Source organism: Bradyrhizobium sp. USDA 4341 (assembly GCF_054063755.1).
Genome location: NZ_JBSSGO010000002.1, coordinates 2,121,933 through 2,138,427, shown reverse-complemented (window position 1 = coordinate 2,138,427; position 16,495 = coordinate 2,121,933). Strand labels below are relative to the sequence as shown.

General features: G+C 64.2%; 10 protein-coding genes. 5 read left to right on the top strand and 5 right to left on the bottom strand.

What is annotated here, in order from left to right; genetic code table 11:
* The first annotated feature begins 32 nt into the window (after positions 1-32).
* The gene (locus ACVIGB_RS16170; protein ID WP_456721877.1) at positions 33-1,196 is read left to right on the top strand and encodes an acyl-CoA dehydrogenase family protein; all 1,164 of its coding nucleotides are present in this window, start codon (positions 33-35) and stop codon (positions 1,194-1,196) included.
* A gap of 137 nt (positions 1,197-1,333) precedes the next feature.
* Here ACVIGB_RS16170 and ACVIGB_RS16165 read toward each other — a convergent pair whose 3' ends face one another.
* On the bottom strand, positions 1,334-2,011 hold the full coding sequence (locus tag ACVIGB_RS16165) for a GntR family transcriptional regulator (RefSeq protein ID WP_456721878.1): 678 nt from the start codon (positions 2,009-2,011) through the stop codon (positions 1,334-1,336).
* A 133-nt stretch (positions 2,012-2,144) separates the two neighbouring features.
* Between ACVIGB_RS16165 and ACVIGB_RS16160 the strand changes: the two genes are divergently transcribed.
* From ACVIGB_RS16160 to ACVIGB_RS16150, 3 genes are all read left to right on the top strand, one after another.
* Positions 2,145-5,546, top strand: coding sequence for a molybdopterin-dependent oxidoreductase (locus tag ACVIGB_RS16160; RefSeq protein WP_456721879.1), 3,402 nt, complete (start codon positions 2,145-2,147; stop codon positions 5,544-5,546).
* A 111-nt stretch (positions 5,547-5,657) separates the two neighbouring features.
* Positions 5,658-7,052 carry a short-chain fatty acid transporter gene (locus tag ACVIGB_RS16155; protein ID WP_456749162.1) on the top strand — a complete coding sequence of 465 codons (1,395 nt, stop codon included), beginning with the start codon at positions 5,658-5,660 and terminating at the stop codon, positions 7,050-7,052.
* A 389-nt stretch (positions 7,053-7,441) separates the two neighbouring features.
* Complete coding sequence (locus ACVIGB_RS16150) at positions 7,442-7,630, top strand: hypothetical protein (protein ID WP_171948180.1); 189 nt, start codon at positions 7,442-7,444, stop codon at positions 7,628-7,630.
* Positions 7,631-7,735: 105 nt separating this feature from the next.
* Here ACVIGB_RS16150 and ACVIGB_RS16145 read toward each other — a convergent pair whose 3' ends face one another.
* The gene (locus tag ACVIGB_RS16145; RefSeq protein WP_092115676.1) at positions 7,736-8,224 is read right to left on the bottom strand and encodes a hypothetical protein; all 489 of its coding nucleotides are present in this window, start codon (positions 8,222-8,224) and stop codon (positions 7,736-7,738) included.
* Between the two features lie 295 nt (positions 8,225-8,519).
* Between ACVIGB_RS16145 and ACVIGB_RS16140 the strand changes: the two genes are divergently transcribed.
* A complete protein-coding gene (locus ACVIGB_RS16140; RefSeq protein WP_456721880.1) occupies positions 8,520-11,573 on the top strand; it encodes an ATP-binding protein in 3,054 nt (1,017 codons plus the stop codon).
* On the opposite strand, the gene ACVIGB_RS16135 is transcribed toward ACVIGB_RS16140, so the two are convergent.
* Genes ACVIGB_RS16135 through ACVIGB_RS16125 form a run of 3 tightly spaced genes read right to left on the bottom strand, consistent with a single transcriptional unit; the run spans position 11,570 to position 16,096 of the window.
* Entirely contained in the window at positions 11,570-12,295 is a 726-nt protein-coding gene (locus tag ACVIGB_RS16135) for a formyltransferase family protein (RefSeq protein WP_456725160.1), read from the bottom strand. The genes ACVIGB_RS16140 and ACVIGB_RS16135 overlap by 4 nt on opposite strands.
* A gap of 38 nt (positions 12,296-12,333) precedes the next feature.
* The gene (locus ACVIGB_RS16130) at positions 12,334-13,692 is read right to left on the bottom strand and encodes a hypothetical protein (protein WP_456721881.1); all 1,359 of its coding nucleotides are present in this window, start codon (positions 13,690-13,692) and stop codon (positions 12,334-12,336) included.
* 58 nt (positions 13,693-13,750) lie between these two features.
* Positions 13,751-16,096, bottom strand: coding sequence for a hypothetical protein (locus ACVIGB_RS16125; protein WP_456721882.1), 2,346 nt, complete (start codon positions 16,094-16,096; stop codon positions 13,751-13,753).
* Between the last annotated feature and the right edge of the window lie 399 nt (positions 16,097-16,495).

Sequence of the window (16,495 nt, the reverse complement as noted above, 5' to 3'; positions counted from 1 at the left end):
TTTCCGCGCCGCTTGAGAGCGCGATTGGGTGAATGATGCGCAGCTTTACCGAAGACCAGGTCATCTTCCGCGACTCCTACCGCAAGTTCCTCGCGAGCGAGATCGCGCCCCATATGGAGGCGTGGCGGGAGGCCGGCATCGTCGACCGCAGCGCGTTCAAGAAGGCCGGCGATCTCGGCTTCCTGATGATCTGGCCCGAGGAAAAGTATGGCGGGATGGGCGACGAGGACTTTCGCTATGAGCAGATCATCATCGAGGAGACCGCGCGCTCCGGCTGCAAGGGCTGGTTCAACACGCTGCACAGCCGCCTGGTCGGCTCCTATTTCAAGCGCTTCGGCACCGAAGAACAGCGCGACCGGTTCCTGCCGAAATGCGTCAGCGGCGAGACCATCCTGGCCATCGCGATGACCGAGCCCGGCGCGGGCTCGGACCTCGCGGGCATGCGGACAACGGCGGAAGACAAGGGCGATCATTTCCTGCTCAATGGCTCGAAGACCTACATCTCCAACGGCATCAATTCCGACGTGGTGATCGTGGCCGCCAGGCTCGCAGGCGCCGAGAAGAAGCACGCCATGGTGCTGCTGATCGTCGAGCGCGGCATGGAGGGCTTCGAGCGCGGCCGCAATCTCAAGAAGATGGGCATGCCGGCGCAGGACACCGCCGAGCTGTTCTTCCACAATGTGAAGGTGCCCAAGGCCAACGTGCTCGGGGAACCGGGCAGGGGCTTCTACTATCTGATGGAAGGCCTTGCCGAGGAGCGGTTGATCTCCGCGGTCGGATCGATCGCTAACGGCCGTAAGGCGTTCGACATCACACGCGCCTACGTGATGGATCGCAAGCTGTTCGGCAGGCCGCTCGCCGAACAGCAGAACACCCAGTTCCGCATGGCGGAGATGGATGCCGAAATCGACCTCGTGCAGGTCTATGTCGATCACTGCGTGGCCGAGCACAATGCGGGACGCCTGACCAGCAATATGGGCGCCAAGGCCAAGATGATGTCGTCGGAAGTCGAGTGGAAGATGCTCGACCTCGGCGTACAGCTGCACGGCGGCGCTGGCTATATGGATGAATATCCGATCAGCCGCATGTTCACCGACGCGCGCGTCAATCGGATCCTGGCCGGAAGCTCCGAGGTGATGCGGCTGATCATCGGCCGCGATGTGTTCTCGGAGCACTACAAGAGCATTCTGGATTAGAGCGTTTTCGAGCGAAGTGGACACCGGTTCGTGTGAAGAAAACGCGTCAAACAAGAATCGAGAGCTTCGGTTCTGATTCAATCAGAACCGAAGCTCTAGCCGATCGCCGCGACCGGCCGTCTACGTCGCTCCCCGCGTTACCCGCGCGCCTGCCGCAGCGGCTCGCGCGCATATTCCTTCGAGCGCATCAAGGCATCGACGAAGATCGGCTCCCAGGAGCGGATATGGCTGCGTAGCAAGGTCGGCAGCGCCTCGGTCTCGCCGGCGAGCGCGAGCTCGATCAGCCGGTAGTGCTCGGGCACCGAGGCCTGCTGCCGCTCGAGGCCGGCGCGTGAGCTGATGCCGTAGAGCCGCATCTTGTCGCGTAGTCCCATCACCATGTCGGTCAGCAGTTCATTGCCGGCGGCTGCGATGAACTCGCGATGATAGTTGCGGTCGGCCTCCAGATAGAGCTGGACGTCGTCGGTCTCGACGGCCTTGGCGATCTGGTCGGCCCAGCCGCGCACGACGGGTAGATCCTTTGGAGGATTGGCGGCGACCAGCACGGCGGCGTGCAGCTCCAGCACCTCGCGCATGTCGAACAAATTGCGCAGCTCGGTCAGCGACGGCTCCACCACCTTGAAGCCGCGGTTGCGCATCGGCTCGACCAGGCCGCCGCGGCTGAGCTCGAGCAACGCTTCGCGCACCGGGGTCGAGGAGACGCCGAGGCTCGCGGCGAGTGACGGCACCGAATACATCGTTCCGGGAAGGCTCTGCCCGGAAATGATCTCGGCGCGCACCCGCTGCAGCACCTGTTCGCGCAAATTCTGGTCCATGGGTGCCTCTCGCCGGGAGCTCCGATTCGTCCCTGATTATTACTTAGCCTTGACGCGGCTGGTAGCGTATGACGTAAATGTGTAACGCATTACAAGAATGCGTCACTAGGGCTGACTTGATGATGAGACGGCGGTGAAACAGCGTCTACCCGGCTATTGCACGCTTTGTCGCTCGCGCTGCGGGGCTGTCACCGTGGTCGAGGACGGGCGGGTTGTCGGCGTGGAGGTATTGAATAACCACCCGACCGGCGGCGCGCTTTGCGCCAAGGGCCGGGCCGCCCCCGAAATCGTCGCCAGCCCGCGCCGTCTGACCGTGCCGCTGAAGCGGACCCGTCCGCGTGATGCCGCCGGTCCGGGCTGGGTCGAGGTGTCGTGGGACGAGGCTTTGACCGAGATCGCCAACCGGCTCGGCAGGATCCGCGCCGAGAGCGGCGCCGAGGCGGTTGCGTTCGGCGTCACCACGCCAAGCGGCACGCCGATGGTCGACAGCTTTGAGTGGGTCGAGCGCTTCATCCGCGGCTTCGGCAGTCCCAACCTGATCTACGCGGTCGAGATCTGCGGCTGGCACAAGGACTATGCGCACGCGCTGACCTTCGGTCGCGGCATCGGCTTTCCTGATTACGACAATGCCGATGCGATCATCCTGTGGGGCCACAATCCCGCCCGCACCTGGCTCGCCCAGGCGACGCGGATCGCCGATGCGCGGCGGCGCGGTGCCAAGGTCATCGTCGTTGATCCCAAGCCGAACGGCTCGGGTCAACAGGCCGATCTCTGGCTGCGGATTCGCCCCGGCGCAGATGGCGCGCTTGCGATGGGGGCGATCCGTCATCTCATCGCGAGCGGCAGCTTCGATGCGGATTTCGTCGACGCCTGGACCAATGGATCGCTGCTGGTCGATCGCGCGACCGGGCGCTTCCTGCGCGCCGACGCGTTGTGGCCGGATGGCGCGCCTGAGGCCTTCGTTCGTCTCGATGCGTCGGGCGTGCCGGTGGCTTGCGACACCCGTTACGCGCCGGAGCGCGGCGGCCGGCTTCGCGGAGCGCTGTCGATCCGTGCTTGCGACGGCCGGATGATCTCCGCGGCAACCGCGTTCGAATTGCTGGCCGAGCGCGCTGCGCCCTATACGCCGGCACGCGTCGCAGAATTGACCTGGCTGCGCGTCGAGGACATCGACGCATTCAACGCGCTGCTCGCGGCCCGGCAGCGGCTCGCCTATCATTCCTGGACCGGCGTCGGCCAGCACACCAACGCCACCGCGATCGAGCGCGCGATCGCGTCGCTCTACGCGCTGACCGGCGCGTGCGATCGGCCCGGCGGCAATCGCTGGCCGGTGCCGCCGCCGACGCGTGCGCTGAACGACTACAACATCCTGCCGGCGGAGCAGCAGGCCAAGGCGCTGGGCCTTGCCGAACTGCCGCTCGGCCCGCCCGCGAAGGGCTGGATCACGGCGCGCGATTTCAGCCGGGCCGTGCTCGAGGGCGAGCCTTACCGGGTGCGCGCGCTGGTCGCCTTCGGCACCAACTTCGTCGTTTCGCAGGGCCATTCGGAGCGCAACCGCGCGGCGCTGAACGCGCTGGAATTCCAAGTTCATATCGACATGTTCATGAACCCGACTGCGGAGAGCGCCGATTTTGTGCTGCCGGCCAGCACGCCGTGGGAGCGCGACGCGCTCAAGATCGGGTTCGAGATCACGCAGGAAGCCGTCGAGACCGTGCAGTTTCGCCCGCGCATGCTCGAGCCGATCGGTGAAGTGAAGGCCGATTACGAGATCGCCGCCGCACTCGCGCTCAAGCTCGGCATGGGGAATTTGTTCTTCGGTGGCGACATCAAGGCCGGCTGGAATTATCAGCTGGCACCGCTCGGCATTGGTGTCGAGGATCTGCGCGAACATCCGGAAGGACGTCGCTTCCCGCAGGTCTTTCGAGATGAAAAATACGCCATCACGCGCGAGGACGGAACGGCGGCGGGCTTTGCGACGCCGACACGCCGTGTCGAGATCTATTCGGAGCTGATGCTGGGACACGGGCATGACCCGTTGCCCGATCATGTCGAACCGGTCGGCAGCCCGCTCACGACAGCGGCAGACGAACGCTTTCCGCTCGTGCTCTCCACCGCCAAGAGCGGCTGGTTCGTTCACTCCTCCTGGCGGCATGTCGCCTCGCTGCGGCGAAAGTCGCCCGATCCGGCTATCGAGATCAGCCCGCAACTCGCCGAGCGGCGCGGACTTGTGGAAGGCGACTGGGCCGTGGTGGAAACACCCGGCGGTGCCGTGCGCCTGAAGGTGCGCCTCAATGCGGCGCTCGACGCGCGGGTCGTCGTCGCCGAATTCGGCTGGTGGGAAGATTGTCCGCCGCTGGGCCGCGATCGCTCGGCTGCGGCAGGCCCCCTCACGCACAACATCAACGCGGTGCTGCACGACGATGCGCGCGATCCGGTCAGCGGCTCCGTTCCGCTGCGCGCGATCGTCTGCGATATCAGGCGGGACGACGTGGCCAGCCGCGGCGTCTGGAACGGCTGGCGGCGGTTCGTAGTTGGCGAGCGCAGGGCCGAGGCCGATAACGTCATCGCCCTCAGCCTGCTACCGCTTGACGGAGGTCCGCTGCCGGACTTCCTGCCGGGGCAACACGTGATGATCGCGTTGCCTGACGCAACCGAGGCGCGCGCCTATTCGCTGACCGGATCGGGCAACCTGCCGCAAGCGTTATCGATTGCGGTGAAGGGACGTTTCCTCGGTGAAGCGCGGAGCAGCGATGCGCCGTTCTTCATGCCGGATCGTCTGCATGGTCTTGCCGTTGGAGACCAGGTTCTGCTGGAGCCGCCGAGCGGCATCTTCACGCCGCCGTTGAAGGGGCCGCGGCCCCTGGTCTTCCTCGCTGCCGGCATCGGCATCACGCCGTTCATCAGCCATCTCGAGACGCTGCAACACACGGCGCAACCAGATCGCGTTGCCGAGGTCCTGCTGCTCCACGGCTGCCGCAGCAGCCGCGAGCATCCATTCGCGCAGCGGCTCGCGGAGCTCGAAGCCTGCACGCCGGGGCTGACGCGGGTGACGTTCTATTCGGCGCCGCTCGCTCAGGACCCGGTCGTTTCGCCGTCGCTGCGCAAGGGGCGTCTCGATCACGAACAGGTCAAGCCGTTGTTGGCGCGCCGGCCGCTCGTCTACATCTGCGGCTCACCGGATTTCGTCACGGCGCAGATCGAGGACGCAGTGGCGCTCGGTATCCCGCGGTTCGACATCTTTGCCGAACGTTTCGTGTCTCCGCAGTCGGTGCCGAGCGACCTTGCGCCGCGAACCATCCGGCTTGCCAACAGCAAGCAGAGTTTCTCGTGGGGACCGGAGCAGGGGACGCTGCTCGACGCCGCAAGTGCGGCAGGCGTTGCGCTGCCGAGCGGCTGCCGTGTCGGGCAATGCGAAAGCTGCGCGGTCGAGGTGGTCGATGGGGAATTCACCCATCTCGGCCCTGTCGATGGGAGCGAGGGGCAGTGCTTCGCCTGCCAGGCCGTGCCGCTCACCGATCTCACGCTCGCACTTTGATGACCAAACACGATTGAAGGCCAACCGCATCACCGGAAGGGGATCAGATTGATGACGAATGCAACGCACGACCAAACCGTGAGCCTGCGAAAACCTGTCGCTGATAACATCATGGCGCGATTTTCGCAGGCCCTGGTGGCGTTCGCCGAACGCTGGTTTCCGGATGCGTATGTCTTTGTCCTGATCGCCGTGATCGCGGTTGCCGCTGGCGCGATCCTGCATGGCGGCTCGCCGCTCGCTGTCAGCCGCGCGTTTGGTGACGGGTTCTGGAATCTGATTCCCTTCACGATGCAGATGGCGCTGGTTGCGATCGGCGGTTACGTCGTGGCGATGTCGCCGCCGGTCGCAGCCGTGCTGGCGCGGCTCGCGAGCGTGCCGAAGACCGGGCGCGGCGCGGTGGTTTTCGTCGGGATGCTCAGCATCTTCCTCTCGCTGCTGAACTGGGGCCTGAGCCTGATCTTCTCCGGCCTGCTGGTGCGGGAGATCGCGCGGCGCACGGATATCCGGCTCGATTATCGCGCGGCCGGCGCGGCCGGTTATCTCGGGCTCGGCTGCGGCTTCACCCTCGGCATCACGTCTTCGGCCGCACAGCTCCAGGCCAATGCCGGCAGCATTCCGGCATCGCTTCTGCCGATTACCGGCGTGATCGGCTTCTCGGAGACCATCCTGACCTGGCAGAACATGGTCACCGTCGCGATGGTGAGCGTCGTGTCGGCGACGATCTGCTATTTCACGACGCCGGCTCCCGAGCAGGCGAAGACCGCGGAAGACCTCGGCGTTGCGCTCGGCGATGACCGCATCGAGGCCAGGAAGCCGGCCCGTCCGGGCGACTGGCTGGAGTTCAGTCCGCTGCTGACGATCCTGATCGCCCTGCTTGCCGCCGGCTGGCTGTGGCAGACGTTCCAGTCGGGCAATCCGCTGATCACGCTGTCGGGGCTCAACACCTACAATTTCGTCTTCCTCATTCTCGGCATCGTGCTGCACTGGCGGCCGCGCAGCCTGATCGAGTCCTTTTCCAAGGCGATGCCGAGCGTCTCCGGCGTGCTGCTGCAGTTTCCGTTCTACGCCGGCATCGCGCAGATCTTGACCAAGGTGCCGAGCAGCAACGGCACGACGCTGTCGGACACGATCGCGCACTGGTTCGTCGGCGCTTCCAGCAATTCCACCGTGTTTTCATTCCTGGTCGGAATTTATTCGGCACTGCTCGGCTTCTTCGTGCCGTCGGCCGGCGGAAAGTGGATCATCGAGGCGCCCTACATCATGAAGGCGGCCAACGACATCGGCGCGCATCTCGGCTGGACGGTGATGGTCTACAACATCGCCGAGACGCTACCGAACTTCATCAACCCGTTCTGGATGCTGCCGCTGCTTGGCATCCTCGGCCTGAAGTCGAAGGACCTGATTGGCTACACATCGGTGCAGTTCTTCATCCACTTCCCGATCGTGATGCTGCTGGCCGCGATCCTGATGGCGACCTTCGCCTATCACCCGCCGATCCTGCCCTGAGCGAGCGCAGCCGGGCACCAGGACACGGGGTGCCCGGCCGGCGCCCAACCAATTCAGCGGACCGCAACTGTGATCGCCAAAACTGTGCTGTTTTGCAGGCCGGCGCGAATGAGGCATCGCGTCGGGCGATCATCTTTGGTCGGTCATTTCATTGACCGCGGTGCGATTCGGCCGGATATTGATCCACACTAGCCCGCGCTGTTCAAGGTCATTGCCATGAGACATCACCACCGCAGCTTGATGTGCGACATGCGAAGCCGCATGCAGCATCGCTGCGTCTCAGCGGCGACCGGCGTCTGTTGTTGATCGCTTAAGAAAAATCCCAAGCACCCGACAATCAGACAGGAGCGCCGTCATTCGGCGATTGAGCACGCATGTCTCATGCCCAAATGTCCCAAGCCTACGTCATCGAAGTATCGGATCGAACCGCGGGTATCGTCGTCAGCGACAACCGTGGCTTCTGCTTCTTCTCCTCGGACCGCGCCTTTGATGGCCTCGACGGCGGCTATTTCGGCTCCGCTCGCGCCGCGGAGCGTGCGGTGAGGGCACTGTTGCAGCAGCGCCGCCCGGCGTCATAGATCACCCCATGGCATCGTCGGCGCGCCAAGGTTGATGCGGCTGCCACCAGGCAGCCGCGCGGGGTGCAATACCGTCGTGCGGAAAGTGCGGCCTGCGATTGGGGATCAGGCCGGGCAGACCATCGTCAGCAGGAGAAGCGTTGGCGGCTGATCGTCGCCGTTGGCGTGTTCCCAGGTCAGCAGAATGTCATGCCGATCGGCGTTCGGTGCGTTCTTGTCTTGCTCCTTCACATCGATCTTCATCGGGATCGGCGGTTCGGAGTTGAAGCATTTGCGGACGGCAGCATCCAGCAGCGTGCATTTCGTCAGCGGTACGACGCCGGCCTCGTCCTTGGAGAGGGCTGCGGTGCTTGCTTGAGTGGCGAGGTCCAGGCGCGCCTTGCCCATCTCCTTCTGCCACAGCTTGCCGCTTCCGCCCGGCCACTGGTGCCTGGGCGACAGGATCGGCTGGTATTGGCCATATTCCAGCGTCTCGATATGGATGAGATCGGACGCCTTAAGTATAGCGACGCTCTTGATCATGTTCTCCAAAGGATAGTAATGCGCGTTGATATGATCTTTGAATTGCTGGTTATTGTATACTCGTCCGCTCATCGTATCTTTCTCCTGGGTATGACTTAGTTTGCCCTGTTAAGGTAACGCTTCTGCAAAGCTCGGCGGTCTAGAAAATTTGATCTCACGAGACCCGAAAAAGCAGGTCCGTTTTCGCGCGGATTCGCCCTACCACTAGAGCCTGTGGTTCGTCCAGAGAAACAACCTCACGGAGAGGACGCGCCGTAGGCCGACAGGCGGTCCCGATTGATAAGCAGCTCCGGATGGGTAAACATGCCCCGGGGCCGGTCACGAATGCTGAGCCGACGGGAAACGCTGGGGCATTGAGAACGAGGGGATGCATTGCTTCGCGTGCCAATCGACGATCGAAGAGGGCGATAGTTGGTGCTCCACATGCGGAGCTGCCACGCAGCAACGCCCAGATCCGGATAGCGAACGAAGATTCGTAACAATTCTGCGCGCCGACGTGGTCGATTCCACGGGGCTCGTAGCCGAGCTGGAGCCGGAGGAGGCGGTTTCCCGCCTGGAGCCGGCCCTGGTCGCCATGCGCGGCGCGGTGCGTCGGTTTGGCGGCATCGTCAGCAAGGAGCTGGGTGACGGGATCGCCGCGGTATTTGGCGCCCCGATCGCCGACGACAACCACGCACCCCTTGCCTGCCACGCGGCGATCGAGCTCGTTCGACGCGTTGCGGGTTTGGGCGATCCGGGGCTCCAGGTTCGGGTCGGGCTCCATTCGGGGCGTGTCGTGGCCTACATGGTCGCCAGTGAATATTCCAAGGTTTATGAAATCGGGGGCGCTGCGCAACATCTGGCGGCGCGGCTCGAAGCGGCTGCTGAACCGAACCAGGTCTACGCATCCGAAGCCTGTCAGAAGCTTGCTGAAGGCAACGTTCAGTTCGAGTTTCTCGGTCGCAGGCAGCTCAAGGGGTTTAGTGAGGCGTTGCCGATCTACCGCGTGACGGGTGCAACCGATGTCTCCAGTTGGCGGGTACGCAGGGCACGAAGCGTTGCGCGGTTCGTCAACCGGTCGAAGGAGACGGCGCTGCTCAGGCAGTTGGCGCAGGACGCCGACCCGAACCGGAAAACGGCGCTCTTGATTGGCGATCCCGGTATCGGGAAGTCGCGGCTGGTGCATGAGTTCGTTGACGAACTCACCCGAGAGGGCTGGCTTCCGTTCCACGCCGAGTGCAGCCCGAATCTTCAAGGAGCGCCGTTCAGCACGCTAAAGGCCCTGATGCTCTCGATCCTGGAGGGAGCCGCGGCGGATACGGACGGCCTGACGAGCCTGACAGGGATTCAGCGCTCGGCCATCGACGCGGTGCTGGACCGTCCGATATCGGATCCGGAATGGAGCGAGCTGGAGCCGCACGCGCGCGGCCGCGCGATCAGCGAAGCATGCTGCGCGATTCTCGAAGGCCTGGTTGTTCGCCGGCGCGCGGTGATCCTCATCGAGGATCTGCACTGGATCGATCGCGCCAGCGAGACCGTCATGGCTGCAATCGCTTCGCTGCAGGCACCCGGGCTTCTGGTGCTTCTGACCAGCAGGCCGAACGGAATTCCGGATTGGGTTGCGCGCAGCAACGCTGAAATCGCGGCGTTGCGTTCGCTCGACGAGGATGCCGGACGGGAGATGCTGGACGACATCCTGGGCTCGTCCGCGAACATGGCCGACCTGAAGAGTCGCGTCGTTCTTCATACGGCCAGCGTACCGCTCTTCATCGAAGAGGTTTGTCGCAGCCTCAAGGACAGTGGAGTCCTCCGCGGGCATTGGGGCGATCTGGCGCTTGCGCGTCCGGTTGGCGATCTGGGAATTCCAAGCAGCATCCAGGGCGTTATCGCCACACGTCTGGATCGCATATCGAAGGAGGAGCGTTCGCTGCTGCAGATCGCGGCGGCGTTGGGGCCCCAGTCGACGGAATCCATGCTGCGTGAGGTGGCCGGCCTGCCGCAGGAGGTTTTTCAGCGCTGCCTGATGGCGCTCGATCACGCCGAGTTTCTTGTGAGGATCGATGTCGAACAGGATGGTTTGCTCGAATTCGCGCACGAGATGGTTCGCCAGGTGACCTACGACTCGATGGTCGAGAAGGTGCGAGAAAGCGTCCATGCGCGCATTCTCGCGACGCTGGAGAGCAGCGGCCGCTGGCTTGATGAACCCAACAGGCTTTGTGATCATGCAACGCGTGCCAAGGATTGGCAGAAGGCGTTTACCTACGGACGAGCCGCCGCAAGAAGAAGCCTGACGCGGTCGGCGTTCGCCGGTGCGGCCAGCTACTTCGAGACCGCTATGACGGCGCTCGACAAGATGCCGTTCTCGACATTGCGGGAAACGGATGCCGTCGACCTGCGGATCGAGGCGCGGGTGGCGTTCATGTGGTCGGGGAAGGTCGCGGAATCATTTGATCTTGGCAGAGAGGCCGAGCGCCGTGCCGACGCGATCGGGGACATTGGACGCAAGGTCGCGGCCATGACCGTCAGGTCGGGCACGCAGAACTTCTACAGCACGCCGGTCGAGGCGATCGCAACTGGCGAGGACGTCGTACGTCTGGCGGGGCAGTGGGGTAATGCGGGCTGGCTCAACCTCGCCCAATACACCCTTGGCCAAGCCTACTTCATCGCCGGCCGGTTTCGCGAGGCTGAGCAGATGCTGGGACAGGCCTGCGTGCAGCTTTCCGGACCGGATGCCAGCGCGCCGCCCGGCACGACCCCGAGAACGCTGCTGTTGCTGTGCTGCATGATGAAGAGCGTAACCCACACGACGCTGGGAGAGTTCGATACCAGCATCGAATTTCACCAGCGCGCGGCAGCGATCGCCGATGAAAGCAACCGACCGTTTGATCGCGTTGCCGCTGGATATAGCGGCGGCTTCCTGATGCTCGGCCAAGGCAACCCCGAGGGAGCAGCGGCAATTCTGGAGGAGGCCTTCGCGGTCGCGCAGAAGTATGGAATTCGCCTCTTCCTGCCGGTCGTCGAGTGCCATCTCGGCATCGCCTATCTGGAGCAGGGACGTCTCGAAGAAGCACGGATGACACTCGCCGGGGCGCACGAGGAGGCCAAGTCCGTCGGCTATACGTCGATCGTGCTGCGAACTTCAATCGCTCAGGCGCTCGCGCTGAACCGGCTCGGCGATGCGCCGACCGCGCTGAACATGCTGCGAGAGGTGCGAAATACCGCGCGGCAGCAGGGCTTTTCCGGCCTGGAAGCCGAGGCGCTGTTCAGCGAGACGACGATATTGCCTGCCACAAATGAGGACGAGACGAATTCCGTCCTCCACCAGTTGCGCGCAGCGATCGCGATTGCATCGGACAGTGGTGCGAAGCCACTGCTGCATCGGGCCGAAGCGCTTCTGAATGGAATGGTCGCCGATTCCCAGGGAAGTTTCTCGCGCCACTAGGACGCAGCTGCGAGCGGCGGCGAGACCACCTGCGGTGCCTCGGGGGTTTGCGTGGCGGTCGTCGCCAGCTGGAAGCGGATGCCGTGCATGGAGACGGTCAGCGGGATGGCGCGGAAGTCGTCGTGGAAGGCGCGGATCCGGCGGGCCAGTTCGCCGGCGCTGATGCCGGCGGGAAGCTCGCACATGTCGCGGTACATCTGCCGGGTGCTCTTGATGCCGCACCAGGCGATTTCCAGCTCCTGCAGCGGTGAGGGATCGCGGGCGAGATCGCGGGACATCCGCCAGAACAGATGGGCAAGCCGCACGTAGGCGATCTGCTCGAGCCCGCGCACGCTGATCTTGTCCGGAATGATGAAGGACTCGACCCCGACGATCGGACCGGAATCGACGCGCGCGGCCATCACATGGGCGGTCGCGCCGAACGTGCGCGCACCGTCATAGAGCGCGAAATGCGCCGGCGCCCAGCCGGGATATTGCGGCGGGCCGGGGTGGAAATTATAGGCGCCATGGCCAAGCGCCGACAGGATGCTTTCAGGCACGATGACGCTGGTGGTGAACGCCAGCAGCCGGGCCTCGCGCAACACCCCGGGCTCGATCGCCGCGAGGTCCTCGGCCGTCACCGCGCAGCGGAACGACAGTGTCGGATTGTACGCCTTCAACAGCTCGGTGAGCGCGAATTGCTGGTTGGCGACGCCGGTGAGAAGGATGATGGTCTTCATGATGTCGATGTCCTTCTCTTGCCTGGTTATTGTACCGTTGATCAGCCGCGTTGCCCGGCCATGACGAGGACGCTGCCGGCATCGCGGGATTGACCCACGGTGCGGAACAGATCGGCCGGCAATGCTTGCCAGGGCGCAATCTCGATGATCCGGTTGTTCGCGCTGGCGGCTGCCGATTTCGCCGCGCGGATATCGTCCTGCCAGGGGCAAAGCGCGAGCTCGAGCCGGCCGAACCCGCCGCAATCGGCAGCGAACGCGCCGGTGACCGCCTCGATGCTGGCAGCCATTTCGCGCGCGTCGCTGGTCGCGAGATCGCGCATGATCACGGTGATCGCGTTGTTCGAGGCTGCCGGCGACTTGATCACGATCATGGCGTCGCGGCCGCTGCTGCGGCTGGCGCGCCGCGCGGCCCGCATCGTGACGCCGAATTCGGCGTCGGGTCCAAGGTCGCCGTTGTCGGTCGGCAGATTGTGGACGACCGTAGTGTGGCGGGGCGTGCCGGCGTCTTCGGCGGGCGCATGGTACGAGCGCGGCAGCCACGCGGTGTCGAGCGCCATCTGCGATGACGTCAGGCTCCAGGCCTGGTCGAGCAGGTAGCCCTCCCAGACCGCGGGATAGGCTGTCGCGATGTGATGCCAGTTGCGTAGCAGCGCTTCGGCGGCCGGGGTGCGGCCGAGATACAAAGTGCGCGCCGACATCTCCCACCGGTTCCACTTGTGGAGCGCGATGTCGCATGCGAGGCACGACGGCAGCAACGGCGGCTCGCTGAGCGTTGCATCGGCCTCGATGAAGAGCAGCGGTTCGCGGTGCTCCTGCCACATCCGCAGCAAGAAGGCGGATTTCTCGGAGGCGCATATGCGCTCGCCATCCGCCGTGTCGATCGGCACGATGTCGGAGGCGATCTCGAATTCGGCGAGCTTTTCGCGAAGCGCGCGGGCATGATCGTCGCCGCAGGCGCGGGGATAGCAGGAGACCACGCGCAGCGCTGCACCGGATCGGGAGCCTTCCGCAGGCGCGATCGGGCGCCAGTTGAGGCCGCCCCACCACATCTCGTGCGGGCCGTCGAAGCTCGGTCCGATCGTCCCGAAGTCGGTCAGCTTGGACTTCAGGAAATCGAACGCGGGATTTTCGCCGAAGGGGACAACGACTGCACAATCGGCGCGAAGCGACCGGTAGAGCATTTCGGCGGCGGGGCCGCTCGGCGGCTCGACCAGAATGATGACGCCATGGTTCCGCCCCGGCACGGAGCCGGCCTGATGGACGGCCACTTGTCCGAGCCGCTCGGACAGCCACGCGAGCCGCCGGCGCTGTGCAGCGCTCGTCCGGATGCCGTTCGCCGCCAGCAACTGGTCGAAATTCGCCTGCAAGCCATCCGCTTGCACCGTGTCAGCCGAAATCATGCCCGCACTACCCCTCGTTAACCTTCTACGAGCGGGGCGGCCAGATCAGGCGGACAAATCAGCTGCCGTTGGCTGTCTGCGCACCGTTGGCGCTGCGCCAGGTCAGGGTGGCCGAGGGAGCCCGGTTACCGTCGCGGTCCTCGACCGCAAGGATGCGGTCATGGTCGAGGGCAGTCAGCGCGACGGTGTAGATGGCAACATCGTCCTCGAAGCTATCGACCGGGATCAACAGCATGCCGTCCTCGGTGGTGGCGCGGAACTGACGGCCGCTCCTCTCGAGGCCGGCATCGATCAGCCGTGCCTCCGCGATCGTCTTCACGTTCGAACTCGCCGCAGCCTTCGCAGCGCTTTCGCCGTACTGGACCGTGATGCCGTGGAGCATTCCGGCGCGGCTGAGCTTTGCCAGCGGCAGCGCGATGGTCGCAACCGCCATGCGGCGCGACAATGGAATCCGCAGGCGGAGGTCGCCGAGCCCGGTATGATAGACGCTGACGGCTTCCAGCGACGCCTGGCCGTCCGGCCCGAACAGGCCGACCCGCAGCGTCCCGCATTGCGCCTCGCCGAACACGTTCGCGGGCAGCCGATTGGCGCCGAACAATGTGTAGAGATAGGCGTGCGAGGGCGACAACGCGGCAAAGCTGCCAGCCAGCCACATCGGCGGCGCCGGCGCCGTGCAGGCGGTCAAGAGGCCGCGGGCGACGATGCAATCATTGATGAAGCCCGCGTCGAGCAGCGGCGCGAGCGCCTGCGTGCCGAGGTTGACGTCATGCTTGATGGAGCCGAGCAGCACGAGTTCATCATCGTCGGGCAGCAGCAGGAGGCGTCCGAGCACGGCGGCGGCCCAACGTGCCGCAACGACGGGATCGGCGTCGGGATGCAATGCATAGTGCGGCGCAAGCTCGCGGGCGCGCGACGCATAGGCCAGCGTTCCGGATTGCACCTCGTTGGCCAGCGCCAGCTGAGCGGTCGGGCGCTGATCGCCCTCGCGCAACACCTCGCCGCCGCGGTAGTCCCGCGCCGATCCTTCATCGGAACAGCAGAGCTGCTCCAGCAACGCGACATTGCCGATCAACATGCGCTTGACGTGCGGCGTGACGATGCGATCCGAGATCAGGCCTTCTGCGGTGTCGTTGTCGGCGAGGTCGTCGAAGGCATCATCAAGCGTCAGCAGGTAGGCGCCATGCAGGCGGATGCGAATGCCTTCGCGATCGAAGATGCGCCGCAGCGACTTCTGCACGCTGGCGGAATAGCCGAGGTCGACGAGGATCAGGTCGGTGCAGCCGTCGAAATCCGCGATCTTCGCCCGAAGATATGCGAGCAGGCGGGTGCGGACACCGGCAGCGATGTCGGTGATTTCGCGCGGGTCCATCAGATCGGGCAGGGTGTCGGCGAGTTCGCGGCCGCTCGCAATGCCGTCGGGATATTGCGCGAAGAACTTCATCACCGCCGGAGGCTGCACCTTGACGATATCGACAAAGGTGGCCGCGTCGATCTTGACGACCCGGCTCAACAGCTCGCTGAGAGGTTCGAGCGTATCGGCGGACCCGACCAGGCTGACACGACGATTGATCTCGACATAGGCGCCGGTCTCGCCATGGCTTGCCCGCCAGACGCGATACGGCAGCAAACCGTCGCGGCCGAGGAATCCGATCGCAACGCGCGCGCCCTCGCGCGCCAGTGCAGCGCGGCGCGCTTCGATGAAAGCGTCGAACGCCGCCATCACCGGGCCGAGCACGGTCACGCCGAGGTTGAAGGCCGGAGAATGCTCCGCGCTGCGTGCGGTCACCGCGCGCCGCAGCGTGCGGGCGCCGCAATCGAGCCGCGACGGTTGATCGGGACAAAGCAATTCGAAGATCGAGGTTTCGCGCTGAAACTTCGCCGCTAACGGTGCACTGGCCTGCGGATAGTAGCGCGGGCGGATGCCGTGACGGCGGGCGCCCTTGATATCGGCGTTGTGATTGTCGCCAACATGGAACGAGCTCGCCGCATCGATGCCTTGCTCGGCGAGATAGGCCTCGAATAGTTTTTCGCTCTTGCCAGAGCCGTGATCGCAGGATGCATAGAGGAAATCCCAGGTCAGTCCCGGGCTGCAGGAGCGCAGCAGTTGCGCGAGCTGATCGGTGCTCCAATACGTGTCGGAAATGAAGCCGACCCGAAAGCCGCCGCGCTTCATGTCCATATATTGCTCGAGCATTTCCGGATTGGGGCGGCACAGCTCGAGCTCGGCTTCGAACTCGATCTGCGCGAGATCGCCCAACGCATCGCGGCTCAGTCCGAACAGCCTGAACGGAAAGTACTTATAGATGTCGACGATGCGCACTTCAGTGGAGCCGCACCGCTCCAGCGCGAGCTTGCGCGCGCGCGCTTCGGCCTGGATTCGATGCTGAACGAAACTGACGGACATGTCCGGAAATTTTTCAGCAATGCGGGAAAGCTGAAAAACCCTTTCAAATACGCCATCCGGCGTCGTGCAGGCACGCAACAGAAATGTATCGAAAACATCGAATGAACATGCAGAAACATTCTGCGCTCGACGCGTTGCGTCGACTGTCATGATCGTCATGCGCAAAATTCCCGCCAGTCCTCATGCGTTGAACGCCTGCGTGGGACAAATCAGGCGCGATGATTCAAAAAAGTTGATGCGCGATTCAAAAACGCGCGCTTCGCGACTGACAGATTCAAAAAATCCGATAACGTCGAAATGGTGATTCGGAAAAAATTGCCTAGTCGCAATCGTCGAATGCAAGATGGCGACCAACGGCGATGGATCACTCGCATGCTGCGCGCATGCATGTGTTCGCGT